This window comes from Burkholderia lata, assembly GCF_902499025.1.
GTDB classification, from domain to species: Bacteria; Pseudomonadota; Gammaproteobacteria; order Burkholderiales; family Burkholderiaceae; genus Burkholderia; species Burkholderia lata_C.
In genome coordinates, this window is record NZ_CABVPW010000061.1 from 15,886 (window position 1) to 40,623 (window position 24,738).

The following is a 24,738-nucleotide window of genomic DNA, read 5'->3' on the forward strand; positions in this document are numbered from 1 at the left end:
AAAAGTGTCTGGCGATAGAGCAACGTTCGGGGCCCGGCGCATCGGATGCCGGGCGACCTGACGAGGCACGAATTGCATTGTGCGAAAGTTAATGGAAAGGAATGGGATGTGAAATCAGACAAAGTCGAAAGTGCAGCCCATCGTGCGATGCCGCATTGTGGCGAAAACCGCAAAACGCCCGCCGTCGCAAGACGGCGGGCGTTTTTTATTGCTTGAAATCGGTTCCGTCGCTTTCTACACTCGCTGCAAACCGGCGCGCCGTGCGCACCCCGCGCGCCGCGCAGCCCGACACGGCGAATTGACGAGGACGAGGCACGCATGGCGACGATTGCGAATTCAACGAAAACGATCCGGCCCGAGCGTGCGCTGAACCGGCGCGCGGTGGCGGCTGCCGTGATCGGCAACGCCCTCGAGTGGTACGACTTCACGGTGTTCGGCTTCATGACGGTCGTGATCGCCGAGCTGTTCTTCCCGACCTCCAGCGAATACTCGTCGCTGCTGCTGACCACCGCGACGTTCGGCGTCGCGTTCTTCATGCGCCCGATCGGCGGCATCGTGTTCGGGCTGTACGCGGATCGCGCGGGCCGCAAGGCCGCGCTGTCGCTCGTGATCCTGCTGATGACGGGCGGCATCTTCCTGCTCGCGGTCGCGCCGCCCTATGCGGCGATCGGCATCGGCGGCCCGATCCTGATCGTGCTCGGCCGTCTGCTGCAGGGCTTCTCCGCGGGCGGCGAATTCGGCAGCGCGACGGCGCTGCTGATCGAAGCCGCGCCGTTCTCCAAACGCGGCTTCTACGGCAGCTGGCAGATGGCGAGCCAGGCGGCCGCGCTGCTGATCGGCGCGCTCGTCGGCGCAGCCGTCACGCGCGGGCTGTCGCACGATGCGCTGCGCAGCTGGGGCTGGCGCGTGCCGTTCATCCTCGGGCTCGTGATCGGCCCGATCGGCTTCTACATCCGCCGCCATCTCGCCGATTCCGAAGCGTTCCTGCATGCGCAGCAAAGCGCGCGCCGCGCGACGCTCGGCGAAGTGTTCACGCGCCACCCCCGCGAGGTGCTGTGCGGGCTCGGCTCGGTGATCGCGCTGACGGTGACGATCTACGTGCTGATCAGCTATCTGCCGACCTTCGCGGTGAAGCAGCTGAAGCTGCCCTTCGCGGAATCGTTCTACGCGGTGATCGTCGGCAACCTGCTGCTGATGGTGCTGTCGCCGATCGCCGGTGCGTGGTCGGATCGCATCGGCCGCAAGGGGCTGTCGCTGTGGTCGCTGGTGCTGACGCTCGCGCTGATGTATCCGCTGTTCGCATGGCTCGACGCGGCGCCGAGCATCGCGCGGCTGATCGCGGTGCAGGCGGTGCTGTCGGTCACGCTCGCGGGCTACTACGGGCCGTTCGGCGCGATGATCGCCGAGCTGTTTCCGGCCAACGTGCGCTCGACCGGGCTGTCGATCGCCTACAACGTCGCGGTGATGCTGTTCGGCGGCTTCGGGCAGTTCATCGTCACGTGGCTGATCAAGGTCACGGGCACGCCGCTCGCGCCGACCTACTACGTGATGGCCGGGATCGCGCTGTCGATCGTCGCGGTCGCGTTCGTGCCCGCGCGCAGCGCCGACCTCGATGCGCCGGCCTGACCGCATGACAGATTGAAGACTGTCACAGGATCGTTTCGCAAAACGCAATGATGTGCTGCAGAACACGGGAAAACGGCGCGTCGAGCCTTCGTGTTCGCGCCCGAATTGTTTAGTCGTCGAACGAAACTTGCGCGAGATGAACGGAATTGCCGCTCGCGCGCGTTATCGCATTTTTTTACCCCCACTAAACATCGGCAAAAACCCGGCGGGGCATCTAGAAGAGTTTTTTCTCCAGCTTGTTGCCACATCGTTAGCTCAAGTAATATCCGCGTACACCGGCCCCGGGCGGGCCGGTTCCGATCTGGAGACCTGGAGGAAACATGGAATACAACCGTCTGTTGCACACCCTGCGTGTTACCGCCATTGCAGGCGTGGCAGCGGCATCGCTCGGCGTCGCGGGTTCTGCATTCGCACAGATCCCGAACAAAACGCTCGTCTACTGCTCAGAAGGCAGCCCGGCGGGTTTCGATTCCGCGCAGTTTACGACCGGCGTCGATTTCACCGCCGCTACGTTCACCGTCTACAACCGCCTCGTCGAATTCGAGCGCGGCGGCACGAAGGTCGAGCCGGGCCTCGCCGAGAAGTGGGACGTGTCGCCGGACGGCAAGGTGTACACGTTCCACTTGCGCCATGGCGTGAAGTTCCACACGACCGACTTCTTCAAGCCGACGCGTGAGTTCAACGCGGACGACGTGCTGTTCACGTTCCAGCGCATGCTCGATCCGAACCAGGCGTTCCGCAAGGCGTACCCGGTGTCGTTCCCGTACTTCACCGACATGGGCCTCGACAAGCTGATCACGAAGGTCGAGAAGGTCGATCCGTACACCGTGAAGTTCACGCTCGCCGAGCCGAATGCGCCGTTCATCCAGAACATGGCGATGGAATTCGCGTCGATCCTGTCGGCCGAATACGGCGACCAGCTGATGAAGGCCGGCAAGGCCGCCGACATCAACCAGAAGCCGGTCGGCACGGGCCCGTTCATCTTCCGCAGCTACACGAAGGACGCGACGATCCGATTCGACGGCAATCCTGATTACTGGAAGAAGGGCGAAGTGAAGATCTCGAAGCTGATCTTCTCGATCACGCCCGATCCGGGCGTGCGCGTGCAGAAGATCAAGCGCAACGAATGCCAGGTGATGAGCTATCCGCGTCCGGCCGACATCGCGACGCTGAAGGCCGATTCGGGCGTCGACATGCCGTCGCAGGCAGGCTTCAACCTCGGCTATCTCGCGTACAACGTCGAGCACAAGCCGGTCGACAAGCTCGAGGTGCGTCAGGCACTCGACATGGCGATCAACAAGAAGGCGATCCTCGAGTCCGTCTACCAGGGCGCCGGCCAGGCTGCTACCGCACCGATGCCGCCGACCCAATGGTCGTACGACAAGAACCTGAAGATGGCGCCGAACGACACCGCGAAGGCGAAGGCGCTGCTCGCGAAGGCCGGCTTCCCGAACGGTTTCGAGATCACGCTGTGGGCGATGCCGGTGCAGCGCGCGTACAACCCGAACGCCCGCCTGATGGCCGAGATGATCCAGGCCGACTGGGCGAAGATCGGCGTGAAGGCGAAGATCGTCACGTACGAGTGGGGCGAGTACATCAAGCGCGCGCACTCGGGTGAGCAGGACACGATGCTGATCGGCTGGACGGGCGACAACGGCGATCCGGACAACTGGCTCGGCACGCTGCTCGGCTGCGACGCGATCAAGGGCAACAACTTCTCGCACTGGTGCTACAAGCCGTTCGACGATCTGGTCCAGAAGGGCCGCACGACGACGGGCCAGGACGCGCGTACGAAGCTCTACACGCAGGCTCAGCAGATCTTCGCGCAACAGCTGCCGTTCTCGCCGATCGCGAACTCGACGGTCTACCAGCCGGTGCGCAAGACCGTGGTCGACATGCGTATCGAGCCGCTTGGCTATGCCCGCTTCGATGGTGTTAGCGTGAAGTAACACGCCTGTCGTAAGCTGTCTACGAAGACCGAGACCGGCTAATTCATCCGGCGGCGGGAGGCCAAAAGCTTCCCGTCGCCGGTCGCACATTTCCCACAAGAAAATACGAGACGCATCATGTTCACATTCGTGTTGCGCCGCGTGGGCATGGTGATCCCGACTTTCATCGGCATCACCATCCTGGCGTTTGCGCTGATTCACCTGATACCGGGCGACCCCATCGAAGTGATGATGGGCGAGCGCGGCGTCGATCCCGCGATGCATGCGGAGGCGATGAAACGCCTCGGGCTCGACCAGCCGCTGCCCATGCAGTACCTCCACTACATCGGCCGGGCGCTGCATGGCGACCTCGGCACGTCGATCATCACCAACACGAGCGTCGCGGGCGAGTTCTTCGCGCGCTTCCCGGCGACCGTCGAGCTGTCGCTGTGCGCACTCGTGTTCGCGCTCGCAGTCGGGCTGCCGGCCGGCGTGATCGCCGCATTGCGGCGCGGCTCGGTCGTCGACCACGGCGTGATGGGCACCGCGCTCACCGGCTATTCGATGCCGATCTTCTGGTGGGGGCTGATCCTCATCATGGTGTTTTCGTCATACCTCGGCTGGACGCCCGTGTCGGGGCGCATCGCCGTCGAATACGACTTCCCGCACCCGACGGGCTTCATGCTGATCGACGCGCTGCTCGCGCCGGATGAAGGCTCGTTCAAGTCGGCGGTCAGCCACCTGATCCTGCCCGCGATCGTGCTCGGCACGATCCCGCTCGCGGTGATCGCGCGGATGACGCGCTCGTCGATGCTCGAAGTGCTGCGCGAGGACTACATCCGCACCGCACGCGCGAAGGGGCTGTCGCCCGCGCGCGTGGTCGTCGTGCATGCGCTGCGCAATGCGCTGATCCCGGTCGTCACCGTGATCGGCCTGCAGATCGGCACGCTGCTCGCGGGCGCCGTGCTGACCGAGACGCTCTTTTCGTGGCCCGGTGTCGGCAAGTGGCTGATCGATGCGATCGGCCGCCGCGACTATCCGGTCGTCCAGGGCGGCATCCTGCTGATCGCGACGCTCGTGATCGTCGTGAACCTGGTCGTCGACCTGCTGTACGGCGTGCTGAATCCGCGCATCCGCCACACGAGGTAATCCCATGAGCAATCTGCAAAATACCCTGCCGACCGAATCCGCGCCGGCCGGCGGCCGTGCGCTCGCGCTGCGCGAGTTCTGGGCCAACTTCTCGCGCAACCGCGGCGCCGTCGGCGCCGGCATCGTCGTGCTCGTGCTGATCCTGGTCGCGCTGCTCGCCCCGCTGCTCGCGCCGCACAGCCCGGTCGAGCAATACCGCGACTTCGTGAAGATCCCGCCCGCGTGGCTCGAAGGCGGCAACTGGAAGTTCATCCTCGGCACCGACGAAGCGGGCCGCGACATTCTTTCGCGGCTGATGTACGGCGCGCGGATGTCGTTCTGGATCGGCTTCGTGTCGGTCGTGCTCGCGCTGATCCCCGGCATCGTGCTCGGGCTCGTCGCCGCGTTCTTCCAGAAGTGGGCCGACACGCCCGTGATGCGCATCATGGACGTGCTGCTCGCGCTGCCGTCGCTGCTGCTCGCGGTCGCGGTCGTCGCAATCATCGGCCCGGGCCTCACCAACACGATGTTCGCGATCGCGATCGTCGCGCTGCCGGCCTACGTGCGTCTCACGCGCGCATCGGCGCTCGGCGAGCTGCAGAAGGAGTACGTGACGGCGTCGCGCGTGGCCGGTGCCGGCACGCTGCGACTGATGTTCTCGCAGGTGCTGCCGAACTGTACGGCGCCGCTGATCGTCCAGGCGACGCTCGGCTTCTCGTCGGCCATCCTCGACGCGGCCGCGCTCGGCTTCCTCGGCCTCGGCGTGCAACCGCCGACCGCCGAATGGGGCGCGATGCTGGCGTCCGCGCGCGACTACATCGACAACGCGTGGTGGATCGTGACGATGCCGGGCCTGTCGATCCTGATTTCGGTGCTCGCGATCAACCTGCTCGGCGACGGGCTGCGCGACGCGCTCGATCCCAAACTGAAACGGATGGCGTGAACATGAGCCAAGATCTTCTGACCATCCGCAATCTCGCGGTGAACTTCAACGGCCTGCCTGCCGTCGACCGGATCAACCTGTCGATCGCACCGGGCGAGGTGGTGGGCGTCGTCGGCGAATCGGGCTCGGGCAAGAGCGTGACGATGATGGCGCTGATGGGCCTGATCGATGCGCCGGGCAAGGTGACGGCAGACGAAGTCACGTTCAATGGCGTCGACCTGCTGAAGGCGTCGCCGAAGGCGCGCCGCAAGATCGTCGGCAAGGACATCGCGATGGTGTTCCAGGACGCGCTGACGAGCCTGAACCCGAGCTACACGGTCGGCTACCAGATCAAGGAGGTGCTGAAGCTGCACGAAGGGCTGCGCGGCGACGCGCTGCACCGCCGCGCACTCGAACTGCTCGACCAGGTCGGCATTCCCGATGCGAAGAACCGCATTACGTCGTTCCCGCACCAGATGTCGGGCGGGATGAACCAGCGCGTGATGATCGCGATGGCGGTGGCGTGCAACCCGAAGCTGCTGATCGCCGACGAGCCGACCACCGCGCTCGACGTGACGATCCAGGCGCAGATCATGGACCTGCTCGTGAAGCTGCAGAAGGAGCGCGGGATGGCGCTCGTGCTGATCTCGCACGACCTGGCCGTGGTGTCGGAGGTCGCGCAGCGTGTCGCGGTGATGTACGCGGGCGAGGTGATCGAGACCAACAGCGTGCCCGAGATCTTCCGTGCGCCGCATCATCCGTACACCGAAGCGCTGCTCGCGGCGATTCCCGAGCACAATAAGGGGGCGCGTCGCCTTGCCGCATTGCCCGGCATGGTGCCGGGCCGCGATGATCGCCCGTCCGGGTGCCTGTTCGCGCCGCGCTGCAAGTACGTCGTCGACGACTGCCGCAAGGCGCGGCCGGCGCTCGACACGCTGGTGTCCGGCAACGATGCGATGCGCGCACGCTGCATCAAGCCGCTCAACGTTTCCAACCTCGACCTGACGGGAGGTGCACGATGAATGCAGTCAATCAAGCGCGTGCCACTTCGCACGACGAGGAAGCAGTACTGGTGGCCGACGGCCTCGCGAAACACTATTCGGTGAAGCGCGGGATGTTCGGGCAGGGCACGGTGAAGGCGCTGAACGGCGTGTCGTTCTCGCTGAAGCGCGGCAAGACGCTCGCCGTCGTCGGCGAATCGGGCTGCGGGAAGTCGACGCTCGCACGCCAGCTGACGATGATCGAGACGCCCACCTCGGGCAGCCTGACGATCGACGGCAAGAACGTCGCCGGCGCGAGCCGCGAGACGGTCGCCGACCTGCGCCGCCGCGTGCAGATGGTGTTCCAGAACCCGTTCGCGTCGCTGAACCCGCGCAAGACCGTCGAGCAGACGCTTGCCGAGCCGCTCGAGATCAACGCGAACCTGACGGCCGCCGAACGCGCGCAGCGCATCGCGCAGATCATGCGCACGGTCGGCCTGCGGCCCGAGCACGCGAAGCGCTATCCGCACATGTTCTCGGGCGGGCAGCGCCAGCGTGTCGCGATCGCGCGCGCGATGATCCTCGATCCGCGGATCGTCGTCGCCGACGAGCCGGTGTCCGCGCTCGACGTGTCGATCCAGGCGCAGATCCTGAACCTGTTCATGGATCTGCAGGAGCAGTTCAAGACGAGCTACGTGTTCATCTCGCACAACCTGTCGGTGGTCGAGCACGTCGCGGACGACGTGATGGTGATGTATTTCGGCAGCGTCGCCGAGCTCGGCGACAAGGCGACGATCTACGCACGGCCGCGCCATCCGTACACGCGCGCGCTGATGTCGGCGACGCCGGCGATCTTCGAGGAAGACCGCCGCGTGCAGATCAAGCTGCAGGGCGAACTGCCGTCGCCGCTCAATCCGCCGTCGGGCTGCGCGTTTCACCAGCGCTGCCCGTATGCGGTCGAGCGCTGCCGTGCGGAAGAGCCGCAGCTGCGCGAGGTCGACGGCCGGCGCGTCGCCTGCCATCGGGCCGAGGAGGTAGGGGAGGCGAATGCCTGAAGCGTTGGCGGCGCGCGCGTCCGGCGTGCGCCGTGCGGGGGCAAGCAGCGCGCGCGTGATGCGCGCGTACCGCTACGCGCGGCGCTGGAGCGTGCGTACCGTCACGGGCGCGGCGCTGGCCGGCGCGTGCGTGGCGGCCAGCCTCGTGGTTCCCGTCGAATCCGCGCGCGCCGAAGGGCGCGCGCCGGCCACTTCACCGATCCATCCGTCGCAAGTCCCGCCGCCCGGCATGAGCCTGCCGGGCTTCCACGCGCCCGCCGTGTCGGACGGCACGGTGTCGCGCGGCACCGTGCGCGTGCAGCCCGCGCGCATGCCGTTCTACGTTGCAACCAAGGGCAAGGTCACGCTGTACGTGCTCGGCACGCTGCACACGGGCGACCCGTCCGATTATCCGAGCGCGCAGCCGTTCCGGCCGCGCATCCTCGCGGCGCTCGCCGCATCGCCCACACTGGCGCTCGAGCTGTCGCCCGACGACCTGCTCGAATCGCAGGACGACGTGTCGAAGTACGGCGTGTGCCGCTACCCGTGCCTGCAGCGCCTGCTGCCCGAGCCGCTGTGGCAGCGGCTCGCGGCGCGCCTGCGCGGCAACCCGGCCGCGCTTGCCGAGATCCGCAAGATGCGGCCGTGGCTCGCGGCACTCGTCGTCGAGACCTACGATTCGCTGTCGGCCGGCCTGCAGACCGAGTACGGCACCGAGGCGCAGCTGCAGAACGTGTTCCTGAAGAAGAAGGGCGGCCGCGTGATCGGCCTCGAGACGCTCGCCGAACAGATGCGCGCGTTCACCGGGCTGACGCTCGCCGAGCAGCGCGAGATGCTCGCGCAGGACATGGTGCAGACACCCGCGCAGAACGCCGACGACATCAAGGCGCTGCACCGACTGTGGCGAATTGGCGACGCCGATGCGATCTCGGCATGGGCGGTCGCGAAGAGCGAACGGCTCGCGCGTTCGAAGGCGTTGTCGGACGCGATCGACAACAAGATCGTGTACGAGCGCAACCGGCGCTTCGTTGCAAGAATGACGGCAATCGCCGCACCGAACCGGCCGCTGTTCGTCGCGATCGGCGCGCTGCACTTGGGCGGCCCGCGTGGCGTGCTCGAATTGTTGCGTCAACAAGGTTACAGGGTCGACGCGAACTGATCGTCGCCACCGTGCCCGAACCGATCCTCCCCTGTTTGATCGACGTCGCGCGCACGGCGTCAAACGCCTGTATGGCCACGCTATTCGATAAGGAAAACCCTCGAATCGTCAGAAAATAGCGTTTCAAACGATTGACATCCCGATCTGCCAATATCTATTCTTCGATCCACAAGTTGAAAAAATGAAAAGAATAGAAAAAGTTCTACGGGGTAGCAGAAATAAAGCGCGGGGTTAGCGCGTTGCCGGCACGTGGTGCACGTGCCGGCCGCGGAAGTGTCTGCATGTACGGCGGGGCCAATCATCGTCGGACAACAACTAGGCATGCAGGCCGACTTGCGAGATAAAGCAACGTTCCGTCGTCCCACCGGGGAAAGGCAGTGATCGGGCGGCGGCGGACGTTTTTTAATCCGGAAGATTTTTCCGGTCACCGTCGAAAGACGGTTTCGGGGGGCGAATCGACAGACGGCAAAGCCGCAGCGATTGCGCCAACGGAAAAGCGCCACGAGGGCGCTTTTTTCTTTTGTGCGACGGATTTGCGCCTGCTGGCGCAGGCCGGATCAGGCGCGTTCGTCGGCCTGCAGCAAGCCCGGCGCGACCACGTCGACGCCCACCGCCTCGAGTGCGGCGCGAATCCGCTTCGCGAAGACCAGCGCATGCGGCCCGTCGCCGTGCAGGCAGACGGTCTGCGCATTGAGCATCACCCATTCGCCGCCGATTGCGCGTACCTGCCGGCTGCGCACCATGTCCAGCGTGCGCGCGATCATCGTATCCTCGTCGTCGATCAGCGCGCCGGGCTGGTTGCGCGGCACGAGCGAGCCGTCCGCACGATAGCCGCGATCGGCGAACACTTCCTCCACCGCGGCGAGCCCCGCGTGCCGCGCGGCCGCGACGAACACGCTGTTCGCGAGCCCGAATACCGCAAGCGACGGATCGAAATCGCGGATCGCGGACACCACCGCATCGGCGATCATCGGGTCGCGCGCGGCCTGGTTGTAGAGCGCGCCGTGCGGCTTCACGTGTGCGATGCGCCCGCCCTCGGCCTGCGCGATCGCCGACAGCGCGCCGAGCTGGTACAGCACGCCCGCGTAGATGTCGCTGGCCGGCAGCTGCATTTCCTTGCGGCCGAAATTCTCCGGATCGTGAAAGCTCGGATGCGCGCCGATCGCGACGCCTTTCTGTACGGCCCAGCGCACGCAGTCGCGCATCGCGTTCGCACCGCCCGCATGCCACCCGCATGCGATGTTCGCGGACGTCACGAGGTCGAGCAGCGCCTCGTCCGAACCGCATCCTTCGCCGAGATCGGCATTCAGATCGATTTCCATGATGTTCCTCGTCCACTGATTGCGTGGCCCGTCTTTGCTACCGCTACTGCCTTCGGCACTGCTACCGCCATTGTCATGCCGCACGCGACTGGGCGCGGCGGCGCGCTTCCTCGCGCATGTCGATCGCGACGTCGATCTGCCGCAGATAGGCACGTTCCGCAGCCAGCGCGGCACGCGCGGCGTCGGGTGTCGTGCGCACGAAGCGGATCGGCAGGTTGAGCCGCGCCTGCGCGAGTTTCCACAGGTCCGCCCGGATCACCGTGCCGATCTTCGGGTAGCCGCCGGTGGTCTGCGCGTCGTGCATCAGCACGATCGGCTGGCCGTTCGGCGGCACCTGGATCGTGCCGGGCAGCACCGCGTGCGACAGCAGCTCGACCGGCCGCTCGCGCATGAGCTCGGCGCCGGCCAGCCGATAGCCCATACGATTGCTGTTTGCCGTGACAAGCCACTCCTCATCCCAGAATGCCTGCTGCGAATCGGCGGCGAACGATGCGTAGTCGGGGCCCGGCAGCACGCGCACGGGCATCGCCCACGGCGCATGCGCCGGGCGGTGGCGGCGCGGCGGCTCGTCGACGCGCACGAACGCGCACCACGCCGGCGCCTTGACGCCGAATTCGGGCGCATCGGCCGCGAGGCAACCCATCCCGGCCGGAAGCACGCCGACCGGGAGGCGATCGCCGTCGCGCAGCGCGCGGCCGCCGAGGCCACCGAAGCGCGATGCAAGATCGGTGCTGCGCGAGCCGAGCATCGGCAGCACGTCGATGCCGCCGGCGATGCACAGGTAGCCACGCATCCCGCGTTTCGCGGCCGGCAGCACGAGCGTCTGCCCGGCCTCGACCGGCAGGCTCCACCAAGAATATACGCGCCGGCCGTCGAGCGTGGCACCGAACTCGGTGCCGGTGATCGCGACGCGGGTCGCGCGCGTAAAGCGGAAGGCGGCCGGGCCGATCGTGATCTCGACGCCTGCCGCATCGGGACGGTTGCCGACCAGCCGGTTGCCGACCTCGAGCGCGAGGCTGTCGAGCGCGCCGCCCTGCGCGACGCCGAGATGGCGCGCGCCGCGGCGCCCGAGATCCTGCACGGTGGACAGCGGGCCGGCCCGCACCACTTCGATGGTGCCCGGTACGTTGCTCTGGGTCATCGTGCGTCGACTCCGGCAATGGTGAAGCGCACGCGGTCGCCGGGCAGCAGCAGCGTCGGCTGCGCCCGCGCCGGATCGAACAGCACGTGCGACGTGCGGCCGATCAGTTGCCAGCCGCCGGGCGACGTGGCCGGGTAGATGCCCGTTTGCGCGCCGCCGATGCCGACCGAGCCGGCCGGTACCTCGAGGCGCGGTGCCGCGCGGCGTGGCGTGTGCAGTGCCGCGTCGAGCCCGCCGAGATACGCGAAGCCCGGCTGGAAGCCGACGAAAAACACGACATAGGCACCGGCCGCATGGCGGGCGACGACCTCGTCGGTCGACAGGCCGGTGTGCGCGGCGACAGCCGGCAGGTCGGGGCCGGCGGCGCCACCGTATTCGACCGGGATCTCGACCTCGCGGCCGTCCGCGTGCTCGACGTCGGCCGTTTCCCACGCGTCGCGCAGCGCCGGCGTGAGCGACTCGGCCGTCGTGGCGAGCGCGTCGAACACGATGGTCAGGTTGTTCATGCCGGGCACGACGTCGACCACGTCGGGCCACGCGCGCGCGGCCTCGGCAACGGCCCAGACGCGGCGCTGGCAATCGAGCGTGGCGGGCGGCGGCACCTCGCAGACGAGGGCGGCATCGCCGAGCGGATAAATGCGGGGTTGCGTCATCGGACTGGCACGGTTCGGACGGCAATGTTAGCGCACATTGTCAATAAAATATCGACAACTTCCCAATAAGCGTTTTCGCCTAGCCCGTATGTCGGGGCTTCTGGCGTACACTCGGCACACCCTGTCATCCGGCTTGCGCCGCCTTTCCATGAAGCGTCCTGCGACCAAGATCGTGTCATCCGAACACCTCGTTTCCGATTCGAGCGCAGAGCTGTCGGAGCTCGAATACGGGCTCATCATGGCAGGCAACGCTTTCAATCGATGGATGGTGCGCTGCATGTCGGCGGCCGGCGCGAAGGACATGACGGCGGTCGAGGTGTCGCTGCTGCATCACGTCAGCCATCGCGAACGCAAGAAGAAGCTCGCCGACATCTGCTTCGTGCTCAATATCGAGGATACGCACGTCGCGACCTATGCGCTCAAAAAACTGATCGCCCGCGGCTATGTGAAGAGCGAGAAGAACGGCAAGGAAGTGTTCTTCTTCGCGACCGACGCGGGCCGCGACCTGTGCCTGAAGTACCGCGAGGTGCGCGAGCACTGCCTGATCGAGACGCTGAAGGACAGCGGGCTCACGAACGAGCAGATCGGCGACGCGGCGCAGTTGCTGCGCAACGCATCGGGCCTGTACGACACGGCCGCGCGCGCGGCGGCGTCGCTGTAAACGGTTGCGGCAAGGAAGGCGCGCGGCGTTGTGCTGACGGGTGAGCGGCGCCGCCCGCCGCATCATCCGACGGCCGGGTAGAGCGCGCCGTCGGTCACGATCCAGCGCAGCGCGAGATCGTGCGCTTCGGCCGGCAGCGCATCGACGCGGCACGCTTCATAGGCGATGCCGACCGTCACCGGCAACTCGCTGCCAGGCCATGCGGCGAGCGTGCGGTCGTAGTAGCCGCCGCCGTAGCCGAGCCGGTAGCGCTCCAGATCGAATCCGACACACGGAATCAGCAAAAGGTCGGGCACGACGACGATCCCCGACGCGGGTTCCGGAATCCGGTGATGACCTTCGCGCATCGGCGTGTGCGTGTCCCATGCATGGAACTCGAGCGGTGTGTGCCGCTCGTCGATCACGGGTAGCGCGGCCTGCCTGCCGGCACCGGCCGCGCACCACGCGAGCACCGCCTCGCGCGCATCGAATTCGCCCGGCAGCGGCCAGTAGAACCCGACCGTGCGCGGAGCGAGCCGTTCGAGCAGCGTGCGCAGCCGCGCATCGAGCGCGGCGTTCGCGGCGGGTTGCGACGCGGCGTCGCGACGCGCGCCGGACAGCGTTTTGCGTAGCGCAACCTTCGGGTTTGGCACAGGGTTGCGTGCTATGCTTTCGCTCACTTCGTGCTCCATTCAAAACGATGTCGAACAGCCTTTTCCGAGTATATCGCGCGGTCGCGCTGACACTTTCGGCCGCCGCGCTCGTCGCGGGTACGGCCGCGTGCGCCGCACCGAACGACGATACGGTCTCCGGGGATGACCAGGTCTTCGTGCAGCTTCGCGAAGCCGCACGCCGCAACGACGCTGCGAAAGCCGCGCAGCTCGCGTCGATGATCCCGAACTATCCGGTCCCGTCCTACGTCGAGTATTTCCAGATCAAGCCGCAGCTGTTCGATTCGACGGGCCGCGCGCGCGTCGATGCGCCGGATGCGCCCGTGCAGTCGTTCCTGCAGCGCTACGACGGCCAGGCGATCGCCGACCGCCTGCGCAACGACTACCTGCTCGTGCTCGGTGCGCGCCACGACTGGCGCAACTTCGACGATCAATACAAGCGCTTCGTGCTCGACGACGACACGCAGGTCAAGTGCTATGCGCTCGAATCGCGCGCGGCGCGCGGCGAGAACGTCGCCGATGCGGCACGCGCGCTGCTCGTCGAGCCGAAGAACTACGGCGACGCGTGCGTCGACCTGATCACCGCGCTGACGGTCAACCAGCAGTTCACGAACGACGACGTGTGGCAGCAGGCGCGCCTCGCGTACGAGCAGAACTACACGACGCTCGGCGGCAAGATCGTCGACGCGCTCGGCCCGCGCCCGGTCGGCTTCGACCAGGCGACGAGCGCGCCGCCGCTGTACCTCGCGCGCGGCGTCGGCGCCGACGCGGCGTCGCACCAGCTCGCGCTGATCGCGCTCAGCCGCATGGCGCGCAACGATCCGGACGCCGCCGCCGGGATGCTGACGTCGGTCGCCGCGTCGCTGACCAAGCAGGAACAGGCGATCGCGTGGGGCGCGATCGGCTACCAGGGCGCGATCAAGCGCTCGCCGCTCGCGTCGGTCTGGTATGCGAAATCCACGAATGCGCCGCTGTCGAACCCGGGCTACGAATGGCGCACGCGCGCCGCGCTGCTCGCCGGCAACTGGCCGATGGTGCGCTGGTCGATCGAGCAGATGCCGCCGTCGCTGCGCGACGATCCGGCCTGGATCTACTGGCATGCGCGCGCGCTCAAGCAGAGCGGCGACACGCTGCAGGCGAACCAGGAATTCGAACAGGTCGCGGGCCAGTTCAACTTCTACGGGCAGCTCGCCGGCGAAGAGCTCGGCCAGCGCACGACGATCCCGCCGCGCACGAAGGTGAGCGACGCCGAGATCGACGCGATGAGCAAGATTCCGGGCTTCGCGCTCGCGCAGCGCTTCTACGGGCTGAACCTGCGCCTCGAAGGCAACCGCGAATGGAACTGGCCGCTGCGCGGGATGACCGATCGCCAGCTGCTGGCCGCGGCCGAATACGGCAAGCGCGTCGAGCTGCTCGACCGCACGGTCAACACGGCCGACCGCACGAAGGCCGAGCACGACTTCACGCTGCGCTACCCGTCGCCGTACCGCAACATTGTCGAGCGCTACGCGCAGTCGACGGGCCTCGACACCGAATGGGCGTACGGGCTGATCCGCCAGGAGTCGCGCTTCATCACGAGCGCGCGTTCGTCGGTGGGCGCGGGCGGCCTGATGCAGCTGATGCCGGCCACCGCACAGATGGTCGCGAAGAAGCTCGGCATGGGCACGATCTCGCGCGCGCAGATGCACGACATCGATACCAACATCCAGCTCGGCACCTGGTATCTGGCGGACATCTACAACAACTTCGACAGCTCGCCGGTGCTCGCCACGGCCGGCTACAACGCGGGCCCGGGCCGGCCGCGCCAGTGGCGCCAGGTGTTGACGCAGCCGGTCGAAGGCGCGATCTTCGCAGAAACGATTCCGTTCAACGAGACGCGCGACTACGTGAAGAACGTGCTGTCGAACACCGTCTACTACGCGGCGCTCTTCGAGGGCAAACCGCAGTCGTTGAAGAAACGTCTAGGCATGATCTCGCCCTGATACGCGATCTTCACACTGCCGCGCGAGACGCGGCAGTGTGCTTAAGGGCCTGTTCCCGCTAATAACGGGCCCTTCTGGCGGCCAGCCCCATTTGTGATTTTTCCTGGTCAGGGGAACGTGCCTTGCCGGCCGCATTGGGGCGTCGCGCGTCGCTTGTCCCCCAAGGGGACTTCCTTCGGGGCGTTTGGCATGGCCAAACGGCGCTTTGCTTCTTGCACTGCGACCGGCAAGACACGTTCGCAAGCCCGTTATTAGCGGGAACAGGCCCTAGGAGGCTCGAACCATGGATCGCCAGACCGTCGCGCTGCTGGGCGGCACCGGCTTCATCGGCAGCCGGCTCGTCAATGCGCTGATCGAAGCCGGCAAGCAGGTACGGATCGGCACGCGCCGGCGCGACCACGCGCGCCACCTGCAGATGCTGCCGGTCGAAATCGTCGAGCTCGAAGCGCTCGACACGCGTACGCTCGCGCGCTTCGTCGCCGGTGCGCACGCGGCGATCAACCTCGTCGGCGTGCTTCACGGCGGCCGCGGCACGCCGTACGGGCCCGGCTTCGAGCGCGCGCACGTCACGCTGCCGGCCGCGCTCGCGACCGCCTGCACCGAGGTGGGCGTGCAGCGCGTGCTGCACATGAGCGCGCTCGGCGCCGATTCGCACGGTGCGAGCATGTACCAGCGCTCGAAGGGCGACGGCGAGGCCGCGCTGCATGCGATCGCGGCGACCGATTCGCTCGCGCTGACGATCTTCCGCCCGTCGGTCGTGTTCGGTCCCGGCGATGCGTTCCTCAACACGTTCGCGAACCTGCAGCGCTCGGTGCCGGTGCTGCCGCTCGCGATGCCCGACGCGCGCTTCCAGCCGGTGTTCGTCGGCGATGTCGTGCGCGCGTTCGTCAACACGCTCGATCTTGCGGCCGCACACGGCAAGACCTATGAACTCGGCGGCCCGACCGTCTACACGCTCGAGCAGCTGGTGCGCTATTGCGGCACGCTGGTCGGCCGGCAGGCACGCATCGTGCGCCTGCCCGACGCGCTCGCGCGGCTGCAGGCGAGCGTGTTCGAATGCCTGCCCGGCGAACCCGTGCTCACGCGCGACAATCTCGCGACGATGTCGGTGCCGAACGTGTTGTCGGGGCCGCTCGCGCCGGAACTCGGGATCTCGCCCGCGAGTCTCGAAAGCATTGCGCCCGCGTATCTCGGCAATACCGCGCAGCGGTCCCGGTTCGACTGGTTCCGCTCGCGCCGCTAGGGCCGCTAGGCCGCCCGGGGCGCCGCCGTTCGGCGTTTTCCTTACCACCTTCGCGTTTTCCGGAACCCCGTCATGAAACTCGTCATTGGAGACAAGAACTACTCGTCATGGTCGATGCGCCCGTGGCTGCTGCTCGCGCATTTCGGCATCCCGTTCGACGAGATCGCGATCGAGCTGCGCCACGATGACACGGCCGCACGCATCCGCGAGTATTCGCCGTCCGGCAAGGTGCCGTGCCTGGTCGACGACCACGGCGTCGCGATCTGGGATTCGCTCGCGATCGCCGAGACGCTCGCCGAACGTTATCCGCAATTCCCGATGTGGCCGGCCGATCCGCTCGAGCGCGCGCATGCGCGCTGCGTCGCGGCCGAGATGCATTCGGGCTTTGCGGCGCTGCGCACGCAGATGGGGATGAACGTGCGCGCGTCGATGCCGGGGCGCGGCGCGACACCCGACGCGCTCGCCGATGTCGCGCGCATCGATGCGCTGTGGAGCGAGTGTCTCGAGGCGTCGGGCGGGCCGTTCCTGTTCGGCGAATTCGGCATTGCCGATGCGATGTACGCGCCCGTCGTGATGCGCTTCAACACGTATGCGCCGGGCCTGTCGCCGGAAGCGGCCGGCTATGCGGCCCGCGTGACGGCGCTGCCGGCGGTCCAGCGCTGGATCGACGCCGCGCGCCGCGAAACGAACGTGATCGCCGAGTACGAGCCGACGCCATGAATATCTATGCAGTAGGCGGGGCGATCCGCGACGAATTGCTCGGCGTGCCCGTGCAGGACCGCGACTACGTGGTGGTGGGCGCAACGCCCGAGCAGATGGCCGCGCAGGGTTTCCGGCCGGTCGGCAAGGACTTCCCGGTATTCCTGCATCCGCGGACGCAGGAGGAGTACGCGCTGGCGCGCACCGAGCGCAAGACGGCGGCCGGCTATCACGGCTTCCAGTTCCATTACGCGCCGGACGTGACGCTCGACGAGGATCTCGCGCGGCGCGACCTGACGATCAACGCGATGGCGCGCGAGGTGAGCCCGGAGGGCGAGCTGGTCGGGCCCGTGATCGATCCGTTCGACGGGCAGGCCGACCTGCGCGCGCGCATGTTCCGGCATGTGAGCGATGCGTTCGTCGAGGATCCGGTGCGGATCCTGCGCATCGCACGCTTCGCCGCGCGGTTCGCGGATTTCACGGTCGCGGACGAAACGCTCGCGCTGATGCGGCGGATGGTCGACGCGGGCGAGGTCGACGCGCTCGTGCCCGAACGCGTGTGGCAGGAAATCGCGCGCGGGCTGATGGAGGCGAAGCCGTCGCGGATGTTCGCGGTGCTGCGCGAGTGCGGCGCGCTCGCGCGCATCCTGCCAGAGGTCGATGCGCTGTGGGGCGTGCCGCAGCGCGCCGACTACCACCCGGAGGTCGACACGGGCGTGCACGTGATGATGGTCGTCGACTATGCGGCGAAGCAGGGCTATTCGCTGCCGGTGCGCTTCGCGGCGCTCACGCACGATCTCGGCAAGGCGACGACGCCGGCCGACGTGCTGCCGCGCCACATCGGCCACGAGGGTCGCAGCGTCGACCTGCTCAAGCCGTTGTGCGAGCGGCTGCGCGTGCCGAACGAATGCCGCGATCTCGCGCTGGTCGTCGCGCGCGAGCACGGCAACCTGCATCGCGTGATGGAGATGGGGGCGGCCGCGCTGGTGCGGCTGTTCGAGCGCAGCGACGCGCTGCGCAAGCCGGCGCGTTTCGCCGAGATGCTGCAGGCGTGCGAATCGGATGCGCGCGGGCGGCTCGGGCTCGAAGCGCAGCCGTATCCGCAGGCCGAGCGGCTGCGTGTCGCGCTCTCGGCCGCGCGCAGCGTCGACGCCGGTGCAATCGCGCGCGGCATCGGCAACGACACGGAGAAGATCAGGGAAGCCGTGCATCGCGCACGGATCGAGGCCGTCGCGCAGGCGCTCGAGATCGGGGAATAGGGCCGACGGGAAGGGTGCGCGTCGCGCGCCTGCCTCTCTCCCGGCAACCGTTACGACTTCTTCTTGCGCGCCGGCTTCGCGGCCGCCGGGCGTTTGCCGGCGGATGCGCGCGGCTTGGTCGCTGCCTTCTTTTCTTTTCCTGCCGCGCCGGCGTCACGATCGCGTTCCGCCTGCTTGGGCGCCGACCCACGGCGGCTCGCGCGCGGCTCGCCCGGCGTCGCGCGCGCGACGGGCGCTGGTTTCCTGACGTCCATCGTCGCGGAGACGAACCCGGCGCCACGGTCGTCGAACAGCGGCAGCGTGCCGACCGCGATCACCTCGGCCGGCCCGTCGCCCACGTTGGCGACCCGGTGCCGCTTGCGCGCGTCGAAGTGCAGCGAGTCGCCGGGCGACAGCGGGTAATCCTTCTTGCCGACCGTGTAGCAGATCCGGCCGGCCAGCACGTACACGAACTCGTCGCCGCCGTGCGCGACCCATTCCGAGCGATAGCCTTCCATCATCTGCACCTTGAGCGCGTTGATCTGGCTGCCGTCGAACGTGGTGGAGAGGCGTTCGTACCACTGCGACGTGGCGTCGAGCGCGTACGGCTTGCGGCGGCCCTCGTACGAATCGGGCTGCGCCTGGCGCGGCTGGTCGATCAGCGCGCTGAGCGGCACGCCGAGTGCCTTCGCGACGTTGACGAGCGACGACAGCGAGATGCCCGTGAGGTGGCGCTCGACCTGGGACAGGAACCCGACCGACAGCTTCGCTTCGGTCGCGACTTCCAGCAGCGTCTTCTTCGCTTCCCGGCGCAGGCGGCGAATCCGCTGGCCGATACGCATGATGTCTGAATCCATGAATCTCTTTCGTGGCAACGAGTCGGGAGGCGAGCGGACGGGCGGTGCAGCCGCCGGACAGGGATTTCCGCGCATCGCACGAAGCACGGCCGTCGGGACGGCGATGCCGGCGAATTGTACCGCGCTGTGTCGCCGGGTGAATTCACGTTGTGCCGGGATACGCAGGCGCCGCGCCGATTTTAGCCCTACGAAAATTTTAGCTTGACCTCAATTTCGGCGTGCTCTAGATTCTGCTGCGCGCATCAAACAAAATTAAGTGGGACGAAATTTTTTCAAGGGCCTGCCGCCGGAACGGAACGGCGGCCCGGCGCCATGCGGGGTCGAGCGCCGACCGTGCAGCGGCGTCGTGCCGTGTCAGGCCTGCCTCGGGCTTGCTCCCCGCCGCGTCACCGCCGGCCGCCGACAACAATGCATAACGGGCTTCCGATGATCGATCGACTGAAATACAGCTTCTCCGGCCTTCCCCCGTACGACGCGTCCGTCGCCGACACGCAAGCTGGCTTGTCGCGCCTGCTCGACGCCGCACGGCTCGACGCGGTGCTGGTCACGTCGCAGGACGAATACGTGACCGAGTACCTGCCGCTCGCCAACAATCCGCGCTATGCGCTGTCGGGTTTCAACGGCTCGGCGGGCTGCGGGATCTTCCTGAGCGCGGCGACCGCGCAGGCGCTCGATCTGCCCCCGTTCGTGCTGTTCGTCGACGGCCGCTATCACCTGCAGGCCGAGCAGCAGTGCGATCCGGCGTGCGTGCGCATCGAGAAGCTCGAGATGAACGTGACGATCTGGCAGGCGATGGCCGACTGGCTGGTCGCGCACGGGAGCCGGCTCGCACGGGTCGGCTACGACGCGCTGCGGATCAGCGTCGGGCAGCGCGATCGTCTGTTCGAGCAGACGCAGGCGGCGTCGCTCGACTGGACGAGCCTCGCCGATCGCGAGATCGATCGCGCGATCGCATTGCCGGGCTGGGTCGTCGAGCGGCCGATCTTCGAGGTGCCGGAATCGGCGACCGGCCTGAGCGTCGCGCAGAACGTCGATACGCTCAACCGCAAGCTCGCCGCGCATACCGGCGCGCCGGACGGCAAGACCGCGTTCTTCACCTGCGCGTCGGACGACCTCGCGTACCTGCTGAACAGCCGCGGTTATCACATCCCGAATGCATCGTCGCACCTCGGCTTCCTGTTCGCGGTCGGCGGGCAGGTGGCGTTGTTCCTGCCGGAAGGCTGCGACCGCTGCGAGGTCACGCTCGCGTCGTATCCGGCGCTGCACGTGATCCGGCGCGACGTCGCGGCGCTCGAGCGCTTTCTTGCACAGTTCGACGTCGAGCACGTGTGCTACGGCTTCGAATCGGTGAACTGCGCGCTCGTCGACGCGGTGAAGCGGGTGTGGCCGCACGCGCGGCACGCCGACTTCAGCCCGGTCGAGGCGATGCGGGCCGGCAAGACGCCGGCGGTGCTCGACCGGTTCCGCGATGCGTTCGCGCGCAGCTCGGCGGCGATCGCCGAGACGATGCGCTGGGCGAAGGCCGGCGAGCCGGGCGCACGCCACACCGAATACGACCTGGCGCGTACGATCAACGACGCGTACGGCGCACGCTCGGCGGTGGCGCTGACGTTTCCGTCGATCGCGGCGAACGGCGCGAACAGCGCGTTCGCGCATTACACCGCGGCGAGCGCCGACGTCGAGCTGACGGAAGGCGAACTCGTGCTGCTCGACAGCGGGGCCTATTACGAAGCCGGCTTCGCGACGGACTGCACGCGCGTCGTGCTGCGCCGAACCCGGCCGGATACGGTCGCGCAGCCGTGGCAGCGCGAGATCTACACGGTCGCGCTGAAAGCCTGCATCAAGGGGCTCGTCACGCGCTTCCCGAGCACCGCGAAGGGCGGCGATGTCGATGCGGTGGTGCGGCAGGTGTGCCGCGATCACGGCCACGATTTCGGCCACGGCACCGGGCACGGCGTCGGGATTCACGTGCACGAGGGCGGCGTGCGGTTCGCGCCGGGCGCGAAGTACGGGCTCGTGCCGAATGCGGTGATTTCGGTCGAGCCGGGCATCTACGTGCCCGGCAAGGGTGGCGTGCGGATCGAGAACATCGTGATCATCCACCAGGACGACGCGCAGCCGGACACCGTCACGTTCGAGAACATCGTGACGGTGGGCTACGACTGGGACCTGATCGATCTCGACCTGCTGGACGACGGCGAGCGCGCGTACCTGCGCGACTACGAGCGGCTGTGCGTGGAGCGCGGCACGCAGGTCACCGCGTGTCCGCTGCTGTAAGCACCGCCGCCCGCGCCGGTCAGTTCAGCAGACGCGCCCGCACGAGCGGCGCGATCCGCTCGGCGAGCCATGCGTGGGTGCGCGTGGTCGGGTGCAGCGTGTCCCAGAACACGAAGCGTGCCGGATCGCGGCAGTCCGCGCGCGGCGTCTGCGCGGCCATGTAGGTGAACGACGACGGCTTCGGAATGTCGAGGCACGAGCGCTTCGCATCGTCGAAGCCGTACTGGGCCGGATGGCTCAGCAGGTCGTCGAACAGCGCGTACGCATCGAACACCTCGAGCCGCAGCGTCGCGCCGTAGCGGGCGCGCAGCGCGGCGGCCGCGTCGGCGAGGCGCTGGTTGTAGTCCTTCACCTGCGCGGCGACGCTCGCGGTGTCGGTGCGGGTCGCGAACACTGGCGCGCGCGACACGTCCGGCAGCGTGACGAGCATGATCCGCGTCGCCCCGGCCGCGGCGAGCCGCTCGAGGCTGTCGCGCACCGCATTCGCCGCCTGCTCGGGCGAGCGCCCGTAGTTCACCAGATCGTTGCCGCCCGCGAACACCGCGAACAGCGTGTTGGCGGGCCGGTAGTCCGGCGCGCGATCCATGTATTCGCGCCACGAGTCGATCTGCTGCACGAGGCCCGGCACGACGAGGTACTGGTCGGTCGCCGCGCCGCCGATCGCCCAGTTGTAGAACGGCAGCCGCAGCGTGTTGGCGAGATATTCGGCCCACACCGGGCCGTTGCTGAAACGTCCCGCCTGCCAGCTCGTGCCGTTCGGCAGCTTCCACTGGCTCGCGTTGAACATGTTCTGCGTGTCGGACAGGCTGTCGCCGAACACGATCAGCTTGTTGACGCGCGCGTCCTGCTGCGCGGCATCGATGGTCCACACCGTGTAGTTGAACGACAGCGCGTTGTTCGCCGCGACCGCCTGCACGAGGTCGGATTTGATGCCTTTCGCGGCCAGCGTCTTGCGGCACACGTCGGCGAGCGTGTCCTGCGTCGTCGTGCTGTAGAACATGTTCTTCCACTGCGTGATGCCGTCGGCCCACCAGTAGCCGGACACGCGATACCAGTCGCCGCCGGCGGGGTTGCGCGCCCATTCGTAGGTCGAGGCCGGCTTCAGCGGATCCGCGTCGATCCGGTACCAGCAGCGCAGGTACGTGTAGGTGTCGGACCCGCGGCGCGACGCGCGCGGCGTGGCTCCCGGCGTGCTCGATGCGGCCGGCGGCACGACGTCGGGGCCGGCCGGCGACAGCGACATGTCGCCCGTCGGCGTGGGCAGCGGCGCGGGGCCGGCGGCCTGCGCGGCGGGGAGCGTCAACGCAGCGCCCAGCGCCGCGACGGCGGAAACGGCGGCGACGCGGGATGAAAACGGAATGCGGAAATACGGCATGCGGCCCTCTTCTGATTGTTGTGACGGGACGGCGGCGCGGCTGCGCAGCCGTGTATCGGAAGGGACCGTGAGTGCCGGGCTCGGGCCCGGTCTGTCGAAACGTGAGATGCCGCACATGGCGGCGAGAGGCAGAAAGTACGGTGGCGGCGCTGCCGCCGGTCAGTCAGTGCTTCAGCGCGCGAGTGCCGACACGCGCCCGTCGGGGCCGTAGACGCCGGCTGGTGCGGGCGCCGAGCGCAGCACCGCGAGCGCGCGCTCGTTGTAGTCCATCCGGATCCGGATCAGCATCCCGTTGTTCGCATTGGCCTGGCGCGCGCGTTCGGCGGACTGCTGCAGCAACTGCCAGCGGCCGGCGAGGCGGGCATCGCGCTCGGCGGCCTGGTCCATCCCCTTCTTGCCGGACGGAAAGCCGAGTGCGGAAAGCTGCGTGTCGCGCGTGCGTTCGAGCTGCGCGAGCCGGTCGATCAGCTCGCTTTTCTTTTCGACGATCCCCGGCAGCATCTCGAGCGGCTGCGCCATCGTCAGCGCCTTTTCCTCGTAGGCGAGCAGGGACGCGAACGCTTCGACCGTCGCGTGTTCGTCGTTGACCGTGGCCAGCAGCTCTTCTCTCATCGCGTCATGCTCGTCGCGCCGGCGCGTCGGACGCGCCGGCAAACCGGGGGGACCGGCCTCGCGAGGCCGGCTTCAGCTGCCCGGACGCTGCTGCTGCAGCAGCTCTCGGGCGGTATTCAATACGCCGTCGGCGATCTTGTTCGCGTCGATCGTCAGCGTGCCGTTGTTCAGCGCGTCCTTGATCGACTGGACCAGGCCCGTGTCGATATCGCCGGTGCCGGACGCGGATACCGAACGCAACTGGCCGGACAGACCCGACAGGTTCACGGTCGAGTCACCGCCGGTCGACCCGCCATCGGCCGCCTGCGCGGACGAGGACGAGGCCGTGCCGGATTGCGCACGGGTCGCGCCGTTGCCGGTCGGTGCCAGGGGGCTCGGGTTCGGAGTGGAATCGATCTTCACGATGGGTTTCCTGTTCGGTTTGACCCAGATAACGGCCGGGTCGGCCCGAACTTTAGCATCGCGAGCCCGAAATGCTCCGAATAAACAATTCTTTACATTCTTGCGGCGCTATCCGTCCCTATAACGGAATTTCCACGGTGCCGGCGTCCTTGACGATCGCCGTGACGATCTGGCCCGCCGCCATTCGCACTCGCACCGACTGGCCGGGCGCGGCATTCGCCAGCGCGCTGCCTTCGGCCGAAATCGTGAAGCCGGGCCCGGCCGCGACGACCCGCACCTGCTGGCCGGCCGACACCGACGCCGCGCTCTTCAGCAGGTCCTGCCGCAGCGGCAGCCCGGCCGAGATGCGCGCGAGCGCGGTCGAGCCGATCGCCTGCGCCGGATCGGTGATCACCGCGAGCGGCAGCACCGTCAGGTCGCCGTCGCGGGCGACCAGGTCGGCCGCGGAGAGCGGCTCGCCGGGCGCGATCTGGCGCGCGGCGACGTAATAGGTGGCCTGCACGGTGACTTTCGCCTGCAGGTAGACGGTCCACGGCCGCTCGCCCGCGCAGCGCACGCCGACCGTCGTGCGGCCCCACAGGCGCGCACCGGTCGGCAGGAACGGTTCGAGCGTCGTACACGCGGCGAGCCCGCGCGGAAACGCGGTCGTGACGGTCGCGGTGGTCTTGCCGGGCAGGCCCGCGATCTGCTGCTGCAGGAATGCGAGGGCCGTGCGGCGGATCGACTCGGGATCCTGCTGGCCGGGCGGCGTCGCGGGCTGGGCCGCGTTGGCGGCATTGGCCGCCGGGGCCAAGTTCGCGGAAACCGGTGCGGCGCGCGGCGCCGGCGCGGCGGACGCGGCGCGGGCCG

The 24,738-nt window shown here is 67.8% G+C and carries 22 protein-coding genes; 13 read left to right on the plus strand and 9 right to left on the minus strand.

Going from position 1 to position 24,738, the window contains the following annotated elements; translation table 11 throughout:
* Positions 1 to 318 precede the first annotated feature (318 nt).
* The 7 genes from BDI24065_RS37980 to BDI24065_RS38010 all read left to right on the plus strand — a co-directional run bounded on the left by BDI24065_RS37980 (position 319) and on the right by BDI24065_RS38010 (position 8,777).
* Positions 319 to 1,626: an MFS transporter gene (locus tag BDI24065_RS37980; protein ID WP_175035509.1), complete on the plus strand. Its 1,308-nt coding sequence runs from the start codon at positions 319 to 321 to the stop codon at positions 1,624 to 1,626.
* A 320-nt stretch (positions 1,627 to 1,946) separates the two neighbouring features.
* On the plus strand, positions 1,947 to 3,575 hold the full coding sequence (locus BDI24065_RS37985) for an ABC transporter substrate-binding protein (protein WP_175035510.1): 1,629 nt from the start codon (positions 1,947 to 1,949) through the stop codon (positions 3,573 to 3,575).
* A 117-nt stretch (positions 3,576 to 3,692) separates the two neighbouring features.
* Positions 3,693 to 4,703, plus strand: coding sequence for an ABC transporter permease subunit (locus BDI24065_RS37990; RefSeq protein WP_011353491.1), 1,011 nt, complete (start codon positions 3,693 to 3,695; stop codon positions 4,701 to 4,703).
* Positions 4,704 to 4,707: 4 nt separating this feature from the next.
* Positions 4,708 to 5,625 (plus strand): ABC transporter permease subunit, encoded by a 918-nt coding sequence (locus BDI24065_RS37995; RefSeq protein WP_175015390.1) that lies wholly within the window; start codon positions 4,708 to 4,710, stop codon positions 5,623 to 5,625.
* A gap of 2 nt (positions 5,626 to 5,627) precedes the next feature.
* Positions 5,628 to 6,626 (plus strand): ABC transporter ATP-binding protein, encoded by a 999-nt coding sequence (locus BDI24065_RS38000; RefSeq protein WP_175035511.1) that lies wholly within the window; start codon positions 5,628 to 5,630, stop codon positions 6,624 to 6,626.
* Positions 6,623 to 7,639, plus strand: coding sequence for a peptide ABC transporter ATP-binding protein (locus BDI24065_RS38005; protein ID WP_175035512.1), 1,017 nt, complete (start codon positions 6,623 to 6,625; stop codon positions 7,637 to 7,639). The genes BDI24065_RS38000 and BDI24065_RS38005 overlap by 4 nt, the downstream gene beginning before the upstream one ends.
* Positions 7,632 to 8,777: a TraB/GumN family protein gene (locus BDI24065_RS38010; protein ID WP_039354812.1), complete on the plus strand. Its 1,146-nt coding sequence runs from the start codon at positions 7,632 to 7,634 to the stop codon at positions 8,775 to 8,777. The genes BDI24065_RS38005 and BDI24065_RS38010 overlap by 8 nt, the downstream gene beginning before the upstream one ends.
* Positions 8,778 to 9,334: 557 nt before the next feature.
* Here BDI24065_RS38010 and pxpA read toward each other — a convergent pair.
* The 3 genes from pxpA to pxpB all read right to left on the minus strand — a co-directional run bounded on the left by pxpA (position 9,335) and on the right by pxpB (position 11,893).
* Positions 9,335 to 10,099, minus strand: coding sequence for a 5-oxoprolinase subunit PxpA (gene pxpA / locus BDI24065_RS38015; RefSeq protein WP_175035513.1), 765 nt, complete (start codon positions 10,097 to 10,099; stop codon positions 9,335 to 9,337).
* A gap of 73 nt (positions 10,100 to 10,172) precedes the next feature.
* The gene (locus BDI24065_RS38020; protein ID WP_175035514.1) at positions 10,173 to 11,240 is read right to left on the minus strand and encodes a biotin-dependent carboxyltransferase family protein; all 1,068 of its coding nucleotides are present in this window, start codon (positions 11,238 to 11,240) and stop codon (positions 10,173 to 10,175) included.
* Complete coding sequence (pxpB, locus tag BDI24065_RS38025) at positions 11,237 to 11,893, minus strand: 5-oxoprolinase subunit PxpB (protein WP_175035515.1); 657 nt, start codon at positions 11,891 to 11,893, stop codon at positions 11,237 to 11,239. The genes BDI24065_RS38020 and pxpB overlap by 4 nt, the downstream gene beginning before the upstream one ends.
* A gap of 148 nt (positions 11,894 to 12,041) precedes the next feature.
* On the opposite strand from pxpB, the gene BDI24065_RS38030 reads away from it, so the two are divergent.
* Positions 12,042 to 12,554 carry a winged helix DNA-binding protein gene (locus BDI24065_RS38030; protein ID WP_027788908.1) on the plus strand — a complete coding sequence of 171 codons (513 nt, stop codon included), beginning with the start codon at positions 12,042 to 12,044 and terminating at the stop codon, positions 12,552 to 12,554.
* 62 nt (positions 12,555 to 12,616) lie between these two features.
* Here BDI24065_RS38030 and BDI24065_RS38035 read toward each other — a convergent pair whose 3' ends face one another.
* A complete protein-coding gene (locus tag BDI24065_RS38035) occupies positions 12,617 to 13,225 on the minus strand; it encodes a 5-formyltetrahydrofolate cyclo-ligase (protein WP_175035516.1) in 609 nt (202 codons plus the stop codon).
* A gap of 8 nt (positions 13,226 to 13,233) precedes the next feature.
* Here BDI24065_RS38035 and BDI24065_RS38040 point away from each other — a divergent pair, with 8 nt between their 5' ends.
* From BDI24065_RS38040 to BDI24065_RS38055, 4 genes are all read left to right on the plus strand, one after another.
* Positions 13,234 to 15,186 (plus strand): lytic transglycosylase domain-containing protein, encoded by a 1,953-nt coding sequence (locus BDI24065_RS38040; RefSeq protein WP_175035517.1) that lies wholly within the window; start codon positions 13,234 to 13,236, stop codon positions 15,184 to 15,186.
* A gap of 283 nt (positions 15,187 to 15,469) precedes the next feature.
* Positions 15,470 to 16,429, plus strand: coding sequence for a complex I NDUFA9 subunit family protein (locus tag BDI24065_RS38045; RefSeq protein WP_175035518.1), 960 nt, complete (start codon positions 15,470 to 15,472; stop codon positions 16,427 to 16,429).
* 72 nt (positions 16,430 to 16,501) lie between these two features.
* Positions 16,502 to 17,149 carry a glutathione S-transferase family protein gene (locus BDI24065_RS38050; protein WP_174937526.1) on the plus strand — a complete coding sequence of 216 codons (648 nt, stop codon included), beginning with the start codon at positions 16,502 to 16,504 and terminating at the stop codon, positions 17,147 to 17,149.
* Complete coding sequence (locus tag BDI24065_RS38055) at positions 17,146 to 18,387, plus strand: multifunctional CCA addition/repair protein (RefSeq protein WP_175035519.1); 1,242 nt, start codon at positions 17,146 to 17,148, stop codon at positions 18,385 to 18,387. The genes BDI24065_RS38050 and BDI24065_RS38055 overlap by 4 nt, the downstream gene beginning before the upstream one ends.
* A 50-nt stretch (positions 18,388 to 18,437) precedes the next feature.
* Here BDI24065_RS38055 and BDI24065_RS38060 read toward each other — a convergent pair whose 3' ends face one another.
* Entirely contained in the window at positions 18,438 to 19,223 is a 786-nt protein-coding gene (locus tag BDI24065_RS38060) for a helix-turn-helix domain-containing protein (protein ID WP_175035520.1), read from the minus strand.
* Between the two features lie 426 nt (positions 19,224 to 19,649).
* Between BDI24065_RS38060 and BDI24065_RS38065 the strand changes: the two genes are divergently transcribed.
* On the plus strand, positions 19,650 to 21,500 hold the full coding sequence (locus BDI24065_RS38065) for a M24 family metallopeptidase (protein WP_175035521.1): 1,851 nt from the start codon (positions 19,650 to 19,652) through the stop codon (positions 21,498 to 21,500).
* Between the two features lie 19 nt (positions 21,501 to 21,519).
* Here BDI24065_RS38065 and BDI24065_RS38070 read toward each other — a convergent pair whose 3' ends face one another.
* The 4 genes from BDI24065_RS38070 to flgA form a co-directional block, all read right to left on the minus strand.
* The gene (locus tag BDI24065_RS38070; RefSeq protein ID WP_175035522.1) at positions 21,520 to 22,875 is read right to left on the minus strand and encodes an SGNH/GDSL hydrolase family protein; all 1,356 of its coding nucleotides are present in this window, start codon (positions 22,873 to 22,875) and stop codon (positions 21,520 to 21,522) included.
* A 171-nt stretch (positions 22,876 to 23,046) separates the two neighbouring features.
* A complete protein-coding gene (locus BDI24065_RS38075) occupies positions 23,047 to 23,487 on the minus strand; it encodes a flagella synthesis protein FlgN (RefSeq protein ID WP_175035523.1) in 441 nt (146 codons plus the stop codon).
* 72 nt (positions 23,488 to 23,559) lie between these two features.
* Positions 23,560 to 23,889: a flagellar biosynthesis anti-sigma factor FlgM gene (gene flgM / locus BDI24065_RS38080; protein ID WP_175035524.1), complete on the minus strand. Its 330-nt coding sequence runs from the start codon at positions 23,887 to 23,889 to the stop codon at positions 23,560 to 23,562.
* Positions 23,890 to 24,007: 118 nt separating this feature from the next.
* The coding region (gene flgA / locus BDI24065_RS38085) for a flagellar basal body P-ring formation chaperone FlgA (RefSeq protein ID WP_175035525.1) at positions 24,008 to 24,738 on the minus strand (731 nt) is incomplete at its 5' end.